18 protein-coding genes and 1 pseudogene are annotated in these 17,178 nt (G+C 55.9%); 12 read left to right on the top strand and 7 right to left on the bottom strand.

All coding sequences use genetic code 11. The features are described from left to right. Positions 1 to 175: 175 nt before the first annotated feature. Both BOW53_RS04895 and BOW53_RS04900 read right to left on the bottom strand, forming a co-directional pair. The gene (locus BOW53_RS04895) at positions 176 to 1,336 is read right to left on the bottom strand and encodes an efflux RND transporter periplasmic adaptor subunit (protein WP_135607007.1); all 1,161 of its coding nucleotides are present in this window, start codon (positions 1,334 to 1,336) and stop codon (positions 176 to 178) included. Between the two features lie 82 nt (positions 1,337 to 1,418). After that, the gene (locus BOW53_RS04900) at positions 1,419 to 1,814 is read right to left on the bottom strand and encodes an SCP-2 sterol transfer family protein (protein ID WP_078486437.1); all 396 of its coding nucleotides are present in this window, start codon (positions 1,812 to 1,814) and stop codon (positions 1,419 to 1,421) included. Positions 1,815 to 2,182: 368 nt separating this feature from the next. Here BOW53_RS04900 and BOW53_RS04905 point away from each other — a divergent pair, with 368 nt between their 5' ends. From BOW53_RS04905 to BOW53_RS04930, 6 genes and pseudogenes are all read left to right on the top strand, one after another. Next, a complete protein-coding gene (locus BOW53_RS04905) occupies positions 2,183 to 3,763 on the top strand; it encodes a dynamin family protein (protein WP_078486397.1) in 1,581 nt (526 codons plus the stop codon). Positions 3,764 to 3,767: 4 nt separating this feature from the next. Beyond that, positions 3,768 to 4,618, top strand: a pseudogene (locus tag BOW53_RS04910) (ROK family protein). A 164-nt stretch (positions 4,619 to 4,782) separates the two neighbouring features. Beyond that, on the top strand, positions 4,783 to 5,457 hold the full coding sequence (locus BOW53_RS04915; protein ID WP_078486398.1) for an NUDIX hydrolase: 675 nt from the start codon (positions 4,783 to 4,785) through the stop codon (positions 5,455 to 5,457). A 21-nt stretch (positions 5,458 to 5,478) separates the two neighbouring features. Further along, positions 5,479 to 6,555 carry a quinolinate synthase NadA gene (gene nadA / locus BOW53_RS04920; RefSeq protein ID WP_078486399.1) on the top strand — a complete coding sequence of 359 codons (1,077 nt, stop codon included), beginning with the start codon at positions 5,479 to 5,481 and terminating at the stop codon, positions 6,553 to 6,555. Positions 6,556 to 6,608: 53 nt separating this feature from the next. Then, a complete protein-coding gene (locus tag BOW53_RS04925) occupies positions 6,609 to 6,836 on the top strand; it encodes a pentapeptide repeat-containing protein (protein ID WP_172838773.1) in 228 nt (75 codons plus the stop codon). 125 nt (positions 6,837 to 6,961) lie between these two features. Next, positions 6,962 to 7,552, top strand: a complete 591-nt coding sequence (locus tag BOW53_RS04930; protein ID WP_078486401.1) for a Crp/Fnr family transcriptional regulator — start codon at positions 6,962 to 6,964, stop codon at positions 7,550 to 7,552. Positions 7,553 to 7,742: 190 nt separating this feature from the next. Here BOW53_RS04930 and BOW53_RS04935 read toward each other — a convergent pair whose 3' ends face one another. The 4 genes from BOW53_RS04935 to BOW53_RS04950 all read right to left on the bottom strand — a co-directional run bounded on the left by BOW53_RS04935 (position 7,743) and on the right by BOW53_RS04950 (position 10,858). Beyond that, the gene (locus BOW53_RS04935; RefSeq protein WP_078486402.1) at positions 7,743 to 8,594 is read right to left on the bottom strand and encodes an ion transporter; all 852 of its coding nucleotides are present in this window, start codon (positions 8,592 to 8,594) and stop codon (positions 7,743 to 7,745) included. 140 nt (positions 8,595 to 8,734) lie between these two features. After that, positions 8,735 to 10,228, bottom strand: coding sequence for a Crp/Fnr family transcriptional regulator (locus BOW53_RS04940; RefSeq protein WP_078486403.1), 1,494 nt, complete (start codon positions 10,226 to 10,228; stop codon positions 8,735 to 8,737). 140 nt (positions 10,229 to 10,368) lie between these two features. Further along, on the bottom strand, positions 10,369 to 10,485 hold the full coding sequence (locus BOW53_RS12740; protein ID WP_172838775.1) for a DUF2249 domain-containing protein: 117 nt from the start codon (positions 10,483 to 10,485) through the stop codon (positions 10,369 to 10,371). Between the two features lie 37 nt (positions 10,486 to 10,522). Then, entirely contained in the window at positions 10,523 to 10,858 is a 336-nt protein-coding gene (locus BOW53_RS04950) for a hemerythrin domain-containing protein (protein ID WP_078486404.1), read from the bottom strand. A 436-nt stretch (positions 10,859 to 11,294) separates the two neighbouring features. On the opposite strand from BOW53_RS04950, the gene BOW53_RS04955 reads away from it, so the two are divergent. From BOW53_RS04955 to BOW53_RS04970, 4 genes are all read left to right on the top strand, one after another. After that, entirely contained in the window at positions 11,295 to 11,864 is a 570-nt protein-coding gene (locus BOW53_RS04955) for a NapC/NirT family cytochrome c (RefSeq protein ID WP_078486405.1), read from the top strand. A 43-nt stretch (positions 11,865 to 11,907) separates the two neighbouring features. Continuing rightward, positions 11,908 to 12,855, top strand: coding sequence for an ankyrin repeat domain-containing protein (locus tag BOW53_RS04960; RefSeq protein ID WP_078486406.1), 948 nt, complete (start codon positions 11,908 to 11,910; stop codon positions 12,853 to 12,855). Positions 12,856 to 13,045: 190 nt separating this feature from the next. Next, on the top strand, positions 13,046 to 13,660 hold the full coding sequence (locus tag BOW53_RS04965; RefSeq protein ID WP_078486439.1) for a c-type cytochrome: 615 nt from the start codon (positions 13,046 to 13,048) through the stop codon (positions 13,658 to 13,660). 18 nt (positions 13,661 to 13,678) lie between these two features. After that, on the top strand, positions 13,679 to 14,968 hold the full coding sequence (locus BOW53_RS04970) for an NAD(P)/FAD-dependent oxidoreductase (RefSeq protein ID WP_078486407.1): 1,290 nt from the start codon (positions 13,679 to 13,681) through the stop codon (positions 14,966 to 14,968). 282 nt (positions 14,969 to 15,250) lie between these two features. Here the strand turns inward: BOW53_RS04970 and BOW53_RS04975 are convergent, their stop codons facing one another. Continuing rightward, on the bottom strand, positions 15,251 to 16,024 hold the full coding sequence (locus BOW53_RS04975) for a c-type cytochrome (protein WP_245832000.1): 774 nt from the start codon (positions 16,022 to 16,024) through the stop codon (positions 15,251 to 15,253). 195 nt (positions 16,025 to 16,219) lie between these two features. Between BOW53_RS04975 and BOW53_RS04980 the strand changes: the two genes are divergently transcribed. Together BOW53_RS04980 and BOW53_RS04985 are read left to right on the top strand one after the other, a co-directional pair. Then, positions 16,220 to 16,435 carry a hypothetical protein gene (locus BOW53_RS04980; protein WP_078486409.1) on the top strand — a complete coding sequence of 72 codons (216 nt, stop codon included), beginning with the start codon at positions 16,220 to 16,222 and terminating at the stop codon, positions 16,433 to 16,435. Between the two features lie 57 nt (positions 16,436 to 16,492). Further along, the gene (locus BOW53_RS04985; RefSeq protein ID WP_078486410.1) at positions 16,493 to 17,059 is read left to right on the top strand and encodes a hypothetical protein; all 567 of its coding nucleotides are present in this window, start codon (positions 16,493 to 16,495) and stop codon (positions 17,057 to 17,059) included. Positions 17,060 to 17,178 lie beyond the last annotated feature (119 nt).

Genomic DNA, 17,178 nt, shown 5'->3' on the forward strand with positions numbered 1-17,178 from the left:
AACTGAACAATCGCCCTCGAAAATGCCTTGGCATTAAAACACCTAATCAGGTATTTTTCGGGATCAACCCACCTGTTGCTCTAGCGAGTTGAATCCGCGTCTTATTATTACGCTTCAGTCTATGTGAAAGGACCAATGATCTGATAAGGCGGCTGCAGGGCAGCCGCCTTTGTAATCAGCGGTTTGCGCCAGTGTTCGGGGTTGACCAGCCGGAAGTGACACCGACTCCGGGGTTGCGGAGAATTCTTTCACCTTCGCTGAGCCCTGACAGCACGCTGGTATAGCCACCGTCCAAATTCTCGCCAACGCGGATCAGGCGCAGCTCCTGCTTCCCTTCTGCACCCACTACGTAAACCCCGGGCAGACTACCGTTATAACGGATCGCACTTGTGGGGATAACCGGGTAGTTCCTTGCCGGGGCAGTGAAGTCCGGCACCAGCACCTTGGCATACATACCCGGCGCGGATACACCCTGGGGCAGATCGAATTTCACTTTGACAGTATGACGCTGTGCATCTGCCATGGGGAAGATCTGGGCAACACGTACCGGTACCACCTGGTTACCGACATCCAGCTGGGCCTGCAGCATCATGCCTTCGCTCAAACCGGGTCGCAGGCGTGCGGGTACATCCACCGCGATCTGCAGGTACTCCACATCGGCAAACACCAACAGGGGTTGACCCGGCTGCATGGTGTCACCCTCTTCCACGAATTTCTTCATGATCACACCATCGAAAGGCGCCATGCTCTTGGCGTCACGCAATTTTGCGTCGATAGCTTGGATCTGGGACTGGGCCGCCAACAGGGAGTTCTGGGCCTGCTGGATCTGTACGCCGGATGAGTAGAGATCTGCCCGGCGCTCTACACCCTGACTACGGGTGCCGGAAAAGCTCTCCATGGGACGGGTGAACATCTGGTCGAACAGGTTCGGCATGCCCATGCCACCCATGGCCTGCTTGGACTGGGGAGACCAGAGTTCGCGGCTGTACTGCACGCCTGCAGCACGCAGTTGCGCCTCTGCATTGGCCAGTTGGGCAACAGCAGCATTGCGCTTTGCCAGCAGCTCCGATTCATCCAGGGAAACCAGAAGCGCGCCTTTCTCGAACGCATCCCCCTCGATACCTGCAAGGTACTTCACCCGACCGGGCAGCTGCGCGGAGAGGGTGACCTCCTTATAAGGTATGACCGTACCGCCCAGGGAAACCGTTGGGGCACCTCGTGCCTGCTGAACAGTGAAATATTGGGCACCGGCGGTCTGAGAGAGAGCCTGGCCGGGCAGAGCTGCGGCGACAGCCATGCCCGCCGCTAATACGAGCGCTTGGGCTTTTCTAACCATCTTATTGTTTAACCTGCTGATTGATACTGCCGGCAAGGGCTAAGCCCTCACCGTACGAACTCACAAGTGAAACGGGGGGGGGTTATGACCGCCCCATCACAGTAAAGCTCTTGATAAACGGACCAGCCATGCGTGGATCCTTGATCATGGCACCGTAGTCTCCAACCTTGAACTTCATCTTGCCAGAAGTGAATGCCATACCCAGTCCCATCATTCCGGGGGGCTTGCTGATCCATTTCTGCCATTGGGCATCGCTGCAGCGGATATCCCAGTTCAACTCTTCTCCGTTGAATGCACCGGCACTGGTTGCCTTGCCATTCTCAACGGCAATCACGCCACGCGGCTGATCTTCCCCGTCAAAACCGTAACCGATTACGCTGTTGAATCCGATCTGTGCCAGAGCATCGCTCAGTTCAGGCTCGGCATTCCACTGTTCCATAAAGCTTTTCATCCACTCATCGAAAAACAGGTCTGCCATAACAACCTCCACGCTTGTATCTTGGTTTTTGTGTTTTATTTTCTGCCATTCACCTGAACAGCAGGGTCTTGTAGGACCATTTTCATAAGACTCGCAGTATCCCTTAAGGGCACTTCTATTGCAACAAACTGTAGAGACCAAAATCAATTCACTATCCGCTTATAAATATTTGGGCATATTCGTATTTTTCTGCTTTTTCAAAGCAGTCATTCTGGAAATACCCCGTAAAACAAAGAAAAACTACGGGTTCCATACCTTCAGTATCCACTACCGATTGCAGCTTGGGCTATGCCGGAAACCGAGCCCGAGGTAGACTGTAGGTAGAATAAAAATTCAGCCAGCAATCGGCGTTATCAAGGGAGCAGCAGATGGCAATGGCCGGCAGAGTGATCGAAGGCAGACTCAAGCACCTCGAAACCCACCTGGAACAGGAGAATCCCGTACTCCTGAGTACAGTCCAGAGCTTCAGGCAACTGGACAAGATTGCCTACAGCATGGGACTGCTGCACCAGGACACATCCTATGCGACGCAGATCCCCTGGTGGCCCCTTATCTCGATACTGGGGACCTTTTCATCGGGAAAATCGACCTTTATCAACCACTACCTGGAGTACGCCCTGCAGCGTACCGGCAACCAGGCAGTGGACGATAAGTTCACAGTGACCTGCTACAGTCACGAGAGCACCGCACACGCCCTGCCCGGTGTTGCCCTGGACTCCGACCCCCGTTTTCCCTTCTACCAGATGAGCAACGAGATCGAAAAGGTTGCCCAGGGTGAGGGGCAGCGCATCGACTCCTACCTGCAGCTCAAGACCTGCCCCAGCGAACAGCTTCGCGGCAAGATCATCATCGACTCTCCCGGATTCGACGCCGATGCACAGCGCACCTCCACCCTGCGCATCACGGACCACATCATCGATCTCTCAGACCTGGTGCTGGTGTTTTTCGATGCCCGCCATCCTGAGCCGGGCGCCATGAACGACACCCTGGATCACCTAGTCAGCAACACCATCAAGCGCTCTGACGCCGGAAAGTTTCTCTATATCCTCAACCAGATCGACACCACGGCCAGGGAGGACAATCCTGAAGAGGTTGTGGCCGCCTGGCAGCGTGCACTGGGTGAAAGGGGCCTGACAGCCGGGCGTTTTTACACCATCTACAACCCGGATGCCGCAGTCCCCATCGAAGACGACAACCGCAGGGAGCGTTTCGAGGGCAAACGCGATGCGGATCTTGGAGAAATCCACTCCCGTATGAAAGAGGTGGAGATCGAGCGCGCCTATCGTATCGTAGGCGCCCTGGAAAAAACCGCCCGGGATATTGAAGAGCGCGCAGTACCCGCCATTCAGCAAGCCATCGAGAGCTGGAAGAAACGGGTGCTGTGGGGTGACGGCGTGGTGTTCGGGCTGCTTTTCGCCCTGCTCATCGGACTGACCATCAAGGCGGACTACTGGGATGGGCTCTCTTTTGCACCACCCTGGCTCAACAAGGTCGTCTCAAGCCCACCCTACCTCTATACAAGTGCAATCCTGATTGCCGTGATGCTGTTTGGGCTGCACTTCCTGGTGCGCACCCTGGCAGCACGCAGCATGAGCCGTTACATTCGGAGGCTGGCCCAAAAGGCAGGGATCCGTGGTGACCTGGCCGGCGCCTTCCGCCGCAACACTCGCCCCTGGCGCAGCATCTTCTCCAACTCCCCTGCGGGCTGGGAACGCGGCGCCAGGAAAAGGCTCAAGGGTGTACTTGAAGACACCAACAACTACGTCCAGACCCTCAACGATCGCTTCACCAATCCTTCCGGGGAAGACCTGATGACCGTTCAGCATCATTTGGCCGAAGAGCCGGAAGATACAAGCGATACACCAGAAAAGACAGAAGCGCCCACCCAGGCCGAAACGATCGAAGCCGAAACCAAAGAGACATCAGAACAGAAACCGGAAAACGTTTGATGTCATGCGCATAGGTATCGATCTGGGCGGTACCAAGACCGAAGGCATCGCCATGGATGAGGATGGCGAGATCGTAACCCGTGTGCGGCGGGATACACCTTCCGGGGATTACCGTGCCACCCTGAACAGCATTGCGTCGCTGATTGGTGAGATAGAGAACACGGTTTCTGCCCGCTGCACTATCGGCATCGGCACCCCGGGCTCCATCTCTCCCACCAGCGGGCGTCTCAGAAATTCCAACTCTGTCTGTCTCAACGACCAACACCTGCACCAGGACCTTGAGGGTCTGCTCGGCCGACAGGTGCGCATCGTCAACGACGCAGACTGTTTCGCCCTGTCCGAGGCAACTGACGGTGCCGCGGCAGGTGCTCATTCGGTGTTTGGCGTGATTATCGGTACTGGCACAGGGGACGGGATCGTGATCAGCGGCCAGTTGGTCTCAAGACCCAATGGCGTGGCTGCGAATGGGGCCACAACCCACTCGCCTGGCCTATCCCGGCAGAGCTTCCAGGTCCTGACTGTTATTGCGGAAAGCAGGGCTGCGTCGAGACCTTTCTCTCGGGTCCCGGGCTCTCCAGGAGCCATGCCGCCCAGGCGAATGAACAACTGACGGCCAGGCAGATCTGTGAGCGAGCCGAAACGGGTGACGAGAATGCGGAGCAGACCCTGGAGCTATATGAAGATCGCCTCGCCCGTGGCCTGGCGAGCATTATCAACGTCCTGGACCCGCAGGTGATTGTCCTTGGGGGCGGCCTGGCGAATATACAACGCCTCTATCGCAATATCCCTCAGCGTTGGGAAAAGTATGTCTTCTCAGATGCCGTTACGACCCACCTGGTACCGCCGCTCCACTGAGACTCCAGTGGCGTACGGGGTGCGGCTTGGCTCTGGCCCCATCCCACCTAACCTGAACCACCCTCTCAGGCACAGCCAGGGTTAGCTCATAAAGGCAACGGCACATTGACATTTGTTTACTGACCACACTATCCTTTGTGTAATCCAGACACTTAGTATCGTGCATGAGCCAGAAATACTGCTACCAGTACCCCCACCCCGCGGTCACCACCGACGTTGTGGTTTTCACCCTTCGTGATGAACGCCTGCAATTGCTGCTGGTGAAACGAGGCGGCGAGCCCTTCAAGGGCAGCTGGGCGCTGCCCGGTGGCTTTCTGGATATCGACGAGGACCTGGAGAGCTGTGCCAAGCGGGAGTTGCAGGAGGAGACAGGAGTGAGTGGCGTCTACCTCGAACAGCTGTTCACCTTTGGAAAACCCGACCGTGACCCCCGCGAACGGGTAATCAGCGTCGCCTATTACGCCCTGATCCCATCGGACAGGCTTGAGCTAAAGGCGTCCAGCGACGCCGCCGATGCTGACTGGTTCCCCCTGGACGAACTCCCTGAGCTGGCATTCGACCACAACCAGGTGATCCGCATCGCCCACGAGCGCCTGGTCTCCAAATTGAGCTACTCCACTATCGCCTTTCAGTTCATGCCGGAAGCGTTCACCCTGAGCGAACTTCAAAGCGTCTACGAGATATTGCGTAACGAACCCCTGGACAAGCGCAACTTCAGAAAATGGATATCCACCCTCGACCAAGTCGAAGAAACCGGCGAGCAGCGCCGCACCGGACAACACCGGCCTGCTAAAGTCTATCGTATGAAACACCCGAACCGGGTTGAGATCATCCGCTGAGCGGATAGCAAGAGAAACCAGATGACAGATACCGTATCACCCGAAGAGATAGCCCAGCGCCCCATAGAGGTTCCGCCACATCCCCAGTGGCCGACCCTGACACCGGAAGAGAAAGAGAAACTCAAAGACCGGATCAAGGTGCTGCTAAAGGAACGCAACGCGGTCCTGGTGGCCCACTACTACACCGATGGCGACCTGCAGGACCTTGCTGACGAGACGGGCGGTTGCGCGGCCGACTCCCTTGAGATGGCCCGCTTCGGCAGCGAACAGAAGGCCAGCACCCTGGTGGTGTGCGGTGTCCGTTTCATGGGAGAAACCGCAAAGATCCTCAACCCCGAAAAAAAGGTCTTGATGCCCGATCTGAACGCCACCTGTTCCCTGGACGAGGGCTGCCCGGCTGACCCATTCAGCGCATTCTGCGACCAGCACCCGGACCACACCGTGGTGGTCTATGCCAATACCAGTGCGGCAGTAAAGGCGCGCTCGGACTGGATGGTCACCTCTGGCATTGCACTGCCTGTTGTGAAGCACCTGACAGAACAGGGCAAGAAGATTCTCTGGGCTCCTGACAAGCACCTGGGACGCTATGTCCAGAAGCTTACCGGCGCAGACATGATCTTCTGGCAAGGCTCCTGCGTGGTGCACGAGGAGTTCAAATCCGTGGCCCTGGAGGGTACCCGGCGACTGCACCCCGACGCTGCCGTCCTGGTGCATCCCGAATCCCCCGAAGAGGTGATCGAGCAAGCCGATGTGGTGGGTTCCACCACTGCCCTGATCAATGCGGTTGCCAGCATGGACAACGAGGAGTTCATCGTGGCCACCGATGGGGGCATCTTTCACAAGATGAAGGAGATGGCGCCCAACAAGCACCTGATCGAGGCCCCTACCGCCGGTGAAGGTGCTACCTGCCAGAGTTGCGCCCACTGCCCCTGGATGGGCATGAACTCCCTGTTCAACCTGCTGGAAGTACTGGAGAGCGGCGCCAACGAGATTCACATCGATCCGGAGACCAGGGAGAAGGCGGTAATACCGATCAAGCGCATGCTCGACTTCGCCAAGGAACAGGGCATCGGCATGAAAAACAAGGGCAACGCATAAACGATCAGGGGCAATGCCCGAAAAGGGTCCAGGGGAACAAGTAGATGATAAAAATGAACAACTCTTTCATTAACTTTCCTGCCGCCCTGTTCTTATCCTTGCCCCTGCTCACCCAGGCAGGCGACCTGGAGCAGCTTCTGGAAAAAGGCAACTGCCCGGGATGCGATCTCAAAGGGGTCAACCTGAAGCATGCCGACCTGCGTGAAGCCAACCTAGCAGGTGCAGACCTGAGACATGCGCTGCTGTACAAGGCGACCCTGCAGAACGCACTTTTTAATTGATGCCGCGTTACATAGCTGCACTAACTAGATTAAGTATGGAGAATGCCGGTAGCGAAACATAACCTTCGACCACAAGAAATGGCTACCAAACGGCTCTCAACCGATGTTTAGCGTTAGGGGCAGATATGGACAGCGCAAGACTCAACGCCATCAGCAGTTTTTTCTCACCTCTCGTAAAGGGCAGGAACCCATCCAAGGATCCGCTCCTGGCAGGGATCTCGAAGAAGATCGACCATCTGCGATTTGAGCGAAACGCCATTATTTTCAACAAGGGTGACACCCTGGACGGTATCTTTCTGATAGCGGCAGGCCAGGTGAAGCTGGCCATTCCGTCCTGCAGTGGCCACGACAGGGTACTCGACATTATCGGCCCGGGAAGCAGCTTCGGAGAGGCGAACGTATTCATCAACAAACCGTCTCCGATCTGTGCCCAGTCCATCACATCCAGTGAAGTGCTGTTTGCTCCCAAGCAGGAGGTGTTGGAGATCGCCCAGGCCTACCCGGATTTTACCCTGCATCTACTGGGCAGAATGAGTGGATGCGTCATGGGCCTGATCGACAACCTGGAAGTGTGCTGCACCCGCCCGGTGAGACAGCGTGTCGCCTGCTACCTGATAGAGAACGCAGAACAGAGCCGGCATGATCCACAGGCCCTCGAGGTCAACCTGCCCACCAGCAAGCAGATCATTGCATCGATGCTCCACCTCACTCCGTAGACCTTCTCCCGGGAACTCCATGCCCTGGGAAACAGCGGACTGGTCAGCATCGAGCGCCGAACCATCTACCTGCACAAACCAGATACACTGATGGACTACTGCAAGGGCAGCCTGAATTCAACACAGGTAGTGGAGTTCGCCCTCAAGCGGGCCAACAATTAGCACGGCATCAATGCTGCCGCGCCAATAATCATCTCTCCCGCAGCGCCCACTGCTCTTCGATGTGCTGCTCCAGGAGCCCCTCCATGCGCGCCATACGCTGCTCTATGGCCTCGGTATGCTCGCGGATCCAGTGGACCTCACCGGCCTCCCCTTCACCATTTATCCTATCGAACTCCTCGTGCTCCTTCTGCATCACCTCCAGCACGATGCCGATCATCATGTTGAGGAAAACAAAGGCCACCATGAAGATGAAACTGAGATAGAAGATCCAGCTCAGAGGGTAGACCGACATGGTCTCGTACATGACATCGGTCCAGTCCTCGAAGGTCGCCACCCGAAACAGGGTCAGCATGGCGATAGAGATGTTGTCCCACAACTCGGGATTGATCTCGTTGAAGAACATGCTGCCCATGGCGGCATAGATATAGAAAATAATGAACATCAAAAGGGAGACATAGCCCATCCGCGGGATCGCCTTGACGAAGGCGTTGAGCATCACCCGCAGCTCAGGGATCACTGAAACCAGTCGCAATACCCGGAAGATGCGCAGCAGACGACCCAGGAGAGCCATTTCGCTCTCATCCACGGGAACCAGGCTGGCCACCACGATAATGAAATCGAACAGGTTCCAGCCCTTGGAGAAGAATGATTTCAGGTCCTTCTCAGCCACCATCCGGATGATGATCTCCGTCAGAAAGAAGAGCGTGACCGCGAAATCGAGCACCTGGAACAGCTCCAGGATCCCGGGCGAAATCGGGTAGGTCTTGGCGCCGATAATGAGGGCCGAGGAAATGATGACAGCGATAACGAAATACTCGAAGAACTTGTTGTTCCTGATATCGACGAAACGCTCTTGGATCACTGATACGGACATGGCAATACAACTCGAAAGGATGTTCCGGTCATGGAATTTGGATAAAAAAGGAATTACCTGCCATCCCAGCAGGGATGCAGGGACTTAAATGGGGTAAATTTTCCCGGATTCAAGAAATTCTGGCAACCGAGGATTGTATACAGGCACTAGTGGCTGGGAAAACACTGCCCTGCCAGCCCGCCCAGGCCGACAGAATCGCATAGCCGCCCGGGATCGAGGACTTCGATATTACCTCCCCGCACCCTCACCAGCCCCTGATCCAAGAGCTTGTGCAGGATTCGCGAAAAGGTCTCCGGCTTCACCGAGAGACGCGATGCGAGAACGCCTTTCGGTGCATCCAGCTTGAAATCACTCTCACCCACGGAAAGATACTGGCCGTAGAGGTAACGGGCCACCCGCTCCCTGCCAGACTGCATGGTGAGCCGGTCGATCTCGTCCACCATGCTGCGCAGGCGCATGCTGATATCCGCCATGATCCTGAAACAGGTATCCACGGACTCCCGCAACAGGTCAAGGAATGCCTTGTTGTCGAACGCGATGAGCTGTGTCTTCTCTATGGCACTGGCTCTTACCGGGTAGGCAGGCACCTCTAAAAACATCAGTGCTTCTGCGAAAGTCTGGCCAGCGCGTATCAATTCAATAACTTTCTCATCACCACCGATAGATGTGCGGGTCAGTTTCATCTGCCCGTCCATCACCACAAAAAAGCGGGTCGCCTCATCTCCCTCCTCAAATACGGCGACTGCAGCGAGCAGGCCAAGTCGCCAGAACATCAGGGTGATATCGGGCACCTTTCTTTTGCGCTGTCGAATCAAAAGATAGGTGGTTACTACAAAGAGGATGAAAGCGCTTGCCAGGATCAATAGCATTCCATCACGCCACACTCTGATTTCGGCAGATTCCCAGGCAAGCACCTCGAAGGTCGACCAGGCGACAATAGCAAAGAAAAGCAGCGGGACCAGTCCCTTGCGCATCCATAGCGGATATTTCGGCGTGATATGAAACATCGGCACGATCTGGTACGAAACACCAATCAGCAACAGGCCAACCCAGCCCAGCAGCCACCATCCCAGATGAACATCCGCCATGTGCATCAGGAAATCCATCTTCCACAACCCTGACACCCCGCCGACGAGTGTCACTCCAAGAAAGACAGTAACCACCAGTGCGATGACTGCCAGGCGCATACCTGTCACTGTAAAATTGGGAAAGCGTACTCGCCACAAGGCAATACCTATACCGAGGATGAACAGGCCGAGACCTCCCCCCAGCGCCCCCATGGCCAGCAACATCCATAGGGTATCAACCCGCAGAAACCCCACCGCCAGAAAAACCGTTCCCAGGACCAACAGCAGATGAACTGCTGTACCCACCAGAACGACACCGGGTACTGGAGAACCGGCAAGCACCGGCAGCATCTGCAACATCGCCCCGCACATCACCATGGCCAGCATTCCCAGGGTGATAAGATGGCTCACAGAGAGCGTGACCGAGTTCCAGCGCGACAATAAAACATCAGGGCCAAAGACCAGCAGGCACAAGCCTGCACCTATACCGAACAGGGGAGCAGTGAGGAAAAAGCGAAACGGCACCGAAATGGGGGGTGCCTGTTCAAGGGAAAGATTGGCGGTGTTCAGCATTTGGCGATTGCCTTCCGGGCAGCCTCTTCAGCAACCGAGTCAGCCTGTCGCCAAATGAAGATTTCGTACCCGGCGGGACCACCTGCCTGGCATGACCAGGCGCAGTCCGCTTCCTCAAGCAGGGGGTAGAGCAAATGCGGCTACCGGCGGTGGATTACCCGGAGGTACTCCCCCTGCTCAAGGGTATCGACAGCCTGCAGCGTCTGCTCCATGGGCTCACAGGGTTCGAGTTCGCTGACATCGAGTAAACGTTCCATCACACCACGGGCTCATACACCCTTATACCACCTGGGCTCATACCTCGTTCATTTGCTGAATGACGGCTTCAGCATCAGCCGCCAGTACCTGGTCTGCCATGCGGTAAAGCATCTGCTCCTCTTTCATGTTGTGCTGCTGCATGATCATCATCAGGGTTTCTGACAGCCCCATGGCCTGCCCGGTTCGGGCCTCGAATGCGGGAAACAGCACACCCTCTTCCATTGCAAAATGGTGCTCCATCGCCTCGTGAAATTCGGCGAAACCGGGCTCACCCCTGGTCCAGTCATCTTTCGATATCCACTCTTCCACCTGGGCGAAGATTTCATCGCATCGACGGTGATCGCCTGAGAGTGTCTCTGTAATAGCTGTCATTTCGGACCTGAATGTATGAATAGAAATGGTGCAGTGCAGTGTGCATAGCCTGCCTAGCAAACGCCTTGACCAACGTCAAAGTGGCGTATTCTACAGGGTTTCATGACTTCTATAAGAAAAATTGCGGTCCTGGCAACGCTTGTGGCAATCAGCGGAATCACAGTGAATTAGTATTTAAGAATCCGATTAAACTCTGTTAAAAATCTCTTTTTAATCACTTTACATAAATGGACAGTTTGCCTTAACATTCGCCACATAAAAGTAATAAGCACCTCCCCATGCTTCGCTTGTGAGCCGAAAAGAAGTAAGCAGTATTAAAATTGCCCTCCTTTACGGACCTTGTCGCTTCGTTACAACAATAAATACATGTCCGATTTCACAGGGCAAACGAAATGACATGAAGCAGCGTGGACAAAAATAAAATGAGGGTGGATGTATGGCTAGTAGTCCCTTGGGCAATGGTGGTTCCCGCAAGAAAACCTATCTTATCCTTATTCTTGTATTCGTAGCAGGCATCATTTTTACAGGCCTTTTCAACGTTGGTCTGTCCATGACCAATGAAATGGATTACTGTACATCCTGTCACTCCATGAAGATCAATCTCAAGGAGTACAAAGAGACGCCCCACTATAAGAGTGCTTCTGGCGTCAGAGCGACCTGTGCTGACTGCCATGTACCCAAAGAGTTCGTACCCAAGATGATCGCCAAGGTGGTGGCCGCAAAAGATGTCTATCACGAGATCATGGGTACCATCGACACCCCGGAGAAATATGAAGCGCATCGCTGGGACATGGCCAGTCGCGTCTGGGACAAGATGAGGGCCAACGACTCCCGCGAATGCCGCACCTGCCACGACTACGAGCAGATGGATCTCAGCGAACAGGACCGCAGTGCCCGCAAGCGCCACGGCCGGGCAATGGATGAAGGCAAAACCTGCATCGACTGCCACAAGGGCATCGCTCACGAAGAACCGGACGAGCCTGAAGAAGAAGAGGGCGAAGCCTGATCCAGGGCTTCTTATCAAGAACCGCAGCAAGGTTTAGATATTCATGAAGCAGAAAAAGATCTTCGCCCTGATCCTCGGCGCCGCACTTAGCATCAACGCCTACGCCGGGGATACAGCTCAGGAGAAAGAATTCCGACTGGCCGCCAGCATCGGAGACGTAGAGGTCATTATTCAACTGCTGGGCAAGGGCGTCGACGTCAACAGTGCCAACAAACTGGGCAAGACCGCCCTCATGATGGCCATTGAAAGCGACAGCATGGAAGCCACAGCAATGCTCCTTTCCAGGGGAGCTAACGTCAATGCTGTAACCGTTGCCGGCTGTACCGCCCTCACCTTCGCAGCAGAGAATGGCCACGACGCCTTGACCGCCCTCCTGCTCGAGCGCGGGGCTGACCTGAGCGCCAGAACACGGGCTGGCTGGGATGCATTGACCATCGCAGCACGTTACGGCCTGATCGACATGGTTGACCAGTTGCTCTTCAAGGGCGCCAATCCCAATGAAGGCGACAAGCATGGTCGCACTGCCCTGATGCACGCCGCTGAAAAAGGGCATGCCGAAACTGTTGTAATGCTGATCAAGGGAAAGGCTAACCACAGCCTCCGAGATGAGCACGGATCAACTGCCCTGATCATTGCTGCCGACAAGGGGCACGATGCAGTCATTGATGTGCTGATGGACAGCGGCGCCGACATAGAGGCAACTGACACGGATGGTGCAACCGCCCTGATCTGGTCAGTTGGCCAGGATCACATCGAAGCGGCCGAGCGTCTGATACGCCACGGCGCGGATGTCAACAAACAGGACGCCGACGGCGTCACCACCCTGATGGAAGCCGCTTCCGTGCGTTCAGAGGACCTGGTCAAACTGCTACTGGAAAACGGCGCAGACCCAACCATCAAGAGCAAGCGCGGACGCTCGGCGATGGATATCGCCGCCAAGAAAAGAAACAAGAAGGTCATTTCGCTGTTGGAAAACGCGCTGGCCAAATAAAAATCGGCAGACCGTACCTTAAGCTGGTCTGCAAAAGAATTACAGGGATTTTCACCGATGCGCAGTGACGCGCGTATGGAGAGAAGATGCAGCCTGCTCCAATCAATGCACAGGAGTACGGTGCATTGTGAAGAAGAAGAAGGTTTATCCTCTTCATGATCGCAAAAGCCTGAAAACCAAAGGAGGTATCATGGCGTATAAAACGTTTACCACGGCCGTTCTGGCCGCCGGTCTGGCCCTTGCTGGCTCGACTGCGTTTGCTGCTGACGCGCCCAAACTGAAGATGGGTGCAAGCGACAGCATGCTGTCCAACACCTGCGCAGGCTGCCACGGCACCAACGGCGCAAGCCAGGGTCCCGCAGCTCCCACCATTTCCGGTCTTTCAAAAGACTACTTCGTTGAAACCATGCAGGGTTTTGCCAGTGGCGAGATCCCGTCCACCATCATGGGCCGCATCGCAAAGGGTTACACCGATGATGAAATCGGCCAGATGGCTGACTTCTACGGTGGCAAGCCATTTGTAAAGGCTAAGCAGAACTTTGACGCCAAAATGGCCAAGAAGGGTGCCAAGCTGCACGACAAGTACTGCGAGAAGTGCCACGGCGATGGCGGCCAGTCCGCTGAAGACGATGCTGGCGTAATGGCTGGCCAGTGGGTCCCCTATACCAACTGGCAGCTGGCCAACTTCCAGGCCGGCACCCGTGACGCACCCAAGAAGATGAAGAAGCAGATGAAGAAAATGCTTAACAAGGATGGCAGCAAGGGTATTGAAGCCCTGCTGAACTTCTACGCAAGCCAGCAATAAGGCAGGAGGCAAGTCAACATGAAAATTACTCGTCGTGGATTTATCCAGACCGCTGGAGCAGCTACCGCTGCCGGCATGGTTGGCGTCCCCTACATTGCTCTGGGCGCAAGCAAGAAAGTTGTTGTTGTCGGTGGTGGTACCGCCGGTGCGACTGCAGCCAAGTACATCCGCATGGCTGATCCCACCGTCGATGTGACCCTCATCGAAGCCAACAAGCACTACTACACCTGTTACATGAGTAACGAGGTACTGGGTGGTTGCCGCTCTATCGATTCCATCAAGTTCGGTTACACCGGCCTTGGCAAGCACGGCGTAAAAGTCGTCAATGACAAGGTCACCGGCATCGACGCCAAGGCTCGCATGGTCAAGACCGCCGGCGGCAAGAGCTTCAGCTACGACCGCTGCGTGGTTGCTCCCGGTATCGACCTCAAGTACGAGACCATCGAGGGTTACGACATGAAGGTTGCCGAGAGCATCCCTCATGCCTGGAAGGCCGGCCCCCAGACTACCACCCTGCGCAAGCAGCTCGAGGCGATGAAGGACGGTGGCACCGTGGTTATCGCACCGCCGCCAAACCCCTTCCGCTGCCCTCCTGGCCCCTACGAGCGTGCCAGCCAGATCGCCATGTACCTGAAGCAGCACAAGCCCAAGTCCAAGATCATCATGCTGGATCCCAAGTCCAAGTTCTCCAAGATGGGCCTGTTCACCGGCGCTTGGAAGAAGTTCTATGGCTATGAGACCGACAATGCCATGATCGAGTGGCACGGTGCCCAGGAAGAGGCTGGCGTGGTCAAGGTCAACGCGGGTGCGAACTCCGCGACCACCGCTTTCGGTGACGAGGTCAAGGGTGACGTTGTCAACGTGATCCCGGCTCAGAAGGCAGGTGGCATTGCATCCGCTGCGGGCCTGACCAACGACAAGGGCTGGTGTCCTGTGGATCTGGGTACTTTCGAGTCCACCATTCACGCAGGCATCCATGTCATCGGTGACGCCTCTGTTGCCACCGGCATGCCCAAGTCCGGCTATGCTGGCAACTCCCAGGCCAAGGTATGTGCGACGGCTATCGTTGCCATGCTCAACGGTCAGGAGCCCGGTACGCCTTCTTACGTCAACACCTGCTACTCCATCGCAGCCAAGGAACACGGCTTCTCCGTTGCCGCGGTCTATCGCCTGGCTGAGGACGGCTCCAAGATCACCAAGGTATCCGGTGGTCTGACCCCCGGCGATGCAGATCCCGAGGTGTTCAAGCGTGAAGTGGCTTACGCCCACAGCTGGTTCCAGAACATCACCCACGATATCTTTGGTTGATCGTTCTCGTAACGCCAGAACAGAACGGGGCCTTCGGGCCCCGTTTTTTTATACCTGGATGTATTTATTGTGGGAGGGGCGCCCCCGCCCCGATAGCGGCCTTGATCGAAGCAACAGCCGTACAACGGCCCTTTCGCCGCGAGCACCCTCGGGGCACTTGGCCTGGAAGGTATAAAGGCGCGGCTCCCACAGGGATAGAGGCAAAGCAAAATGCACCAATCACATAAAAAACACCCCGCATCTATGCAGAAACGGGGTGCTTTTTTCGAACCATAGAAACAATCAGCGCTGAGGCCTTGGAGGCTGCGGCCTGCCATAGATGGGCGTGTGCGGCATGGGCTTGCGCGAGTACTTCGGAAAATCGGGATTCTGCCAGCCCGGTTCAGCCAACTTGTCTGCCGGCGGCTTCAGGCGTGAGACATAATCCATTACCGCAGCCACATCCCTGGGGCTGAAACGGCGAATCTGCTTGGCCATCTTCGGGTCGGCATTGCGACGCTGGCCACTGCGGATCATGTCGAACTGGCGTACCAGGTAGCGATAGTGCTGACCCTGGATCAGCGGGATATGATCCTTCTCATCACCCTGCCCCCTGTCACCATGACAGTCAACACAATTATCCTTGTAGAGCTGCTCACCATGAGCAAGGTCATTGCCAGCACCCACACCGTTACTCGGATTCATGGGCAGCGCAGCAATATAGGCTGCCACATCGGCAATCTCCTGTACGCCACCCAACTGTTGGGGCGAGGTGAAGGGCCGCATGGTGGGGTTATCGCGATTTCTCGCACGAATATCCGCCAGCTGCTTGACGGTCACGCTGGCAAGCTGCCCGGCAATTTGCGGATACATGCCCGATTCGTTACCCCAGCCTTCAGGCGTATGGCAGACGTTGCAAAGCTGAAACACCTTGCGGCCATTATCGAGATTCGGCGTCAGATGAAGTGCAGCATCCAATTCCCCTGCCGCATCCTCATGACCAGAGGCCAAAAGTGTACCGCCCGTCAGGGCCAAGGCGCATGCCAGTGCGCCGGTGAGAAGACGTTTTGGTGACAAAACCCACCTCCAGTTGCTACCCATCACTCCAATGAACCGGGAATATGATCATCCGGGAAGCATATTGTAAACAAATTATGAGCATGAAAAGACAGACATTTATCAAATATACAAATAATTTGGCTAATTATTGGTTATTCCATACTTCTGCAGCGGTTAATGCGGCGGATGTGAGGTAGCGCTAAAATTCACGGCATGAGCAACTCTGAAGAAGTGGTGAGAAATTACTCGGTGAGACGCCTCAACCCGTTTCAGGGTGTCATCCAGATGCTCCACACCCCCAGTGGTCGTGCAATCAGCCTCGATGGCTTTCACTGGGAGTTACAGATCCAGTCCAAGCGCCCTGATGACCTGTGGGGAGCAGACAGTCCCGGCGAGCCTGTCCTCGCGTATCTTCGCTTCGGTACCTAGTCGAAAACCTCCGGCCTGCGCAAGGTCCCTGCCCACCCGTTTCTGGATCTCACCAGCATGCTCCGGGAGGCGGAAAAGCTCATCGAGCTGTTGACGGCTGACGCATACCCGATTCCCTACCCGCTGGCAGATCGCTATGAACTGTGGCTGCTCGACAAGAAGCAACAGTTGCCCCTGGCACTGCTGGCCAGCGCCACCAACCCTCCGGAGACGAACCGCAGCATCTCGCACATCTGGGAGTGTGCAGACAAGTTGCGTGGCGATTTCCCATCCCCGGATATTGATGAGGCGCGGCCGGCCCAGCCAAAGGACACCAATCCCCACCCCCATGCCAGCTCACTTGAACACTTGGCCAGAACCGAAGCCGGTCATGGATTGAGCCAATGGTTTGAACGCCTGACCAGCGGTGACGGCAAAGGCCTTACCCACACCCACCACAAGGAGCATGAGGGACGGATTCTGTCCAATGAGCAGTTCCCTGAACTACTGTTGCGTGAGCAGCGGAGCGATTGTCACGACCAATTACTGGTAGCCGGCTATCTTGATTGGATCCCCCCCCCCTGCTGCTTGAACTCCAACAGCTCTCCAGGGACACCCGGCACCGCCTGGAGCGGTCAGCTTTGAAATATACCCTGGAGGTGGACGCCAACTGGCAGCTCTATCCAGAGATCATTGACCCGGCATTTCTTGATACCGCACGTGTGGAAGCCCGGCTACGCAACGCCAATTCCTGAGCTGCCAGT

The sequence above is a fragment of the Solemya velesiana gill symbiont genome (assembly GCF_002020805.1).
GTDB lineage: Bacteria > Pseudomonadota > Gammaproteobacteria > Chromatiales > Chromatiaceae > Sedimenticola_A.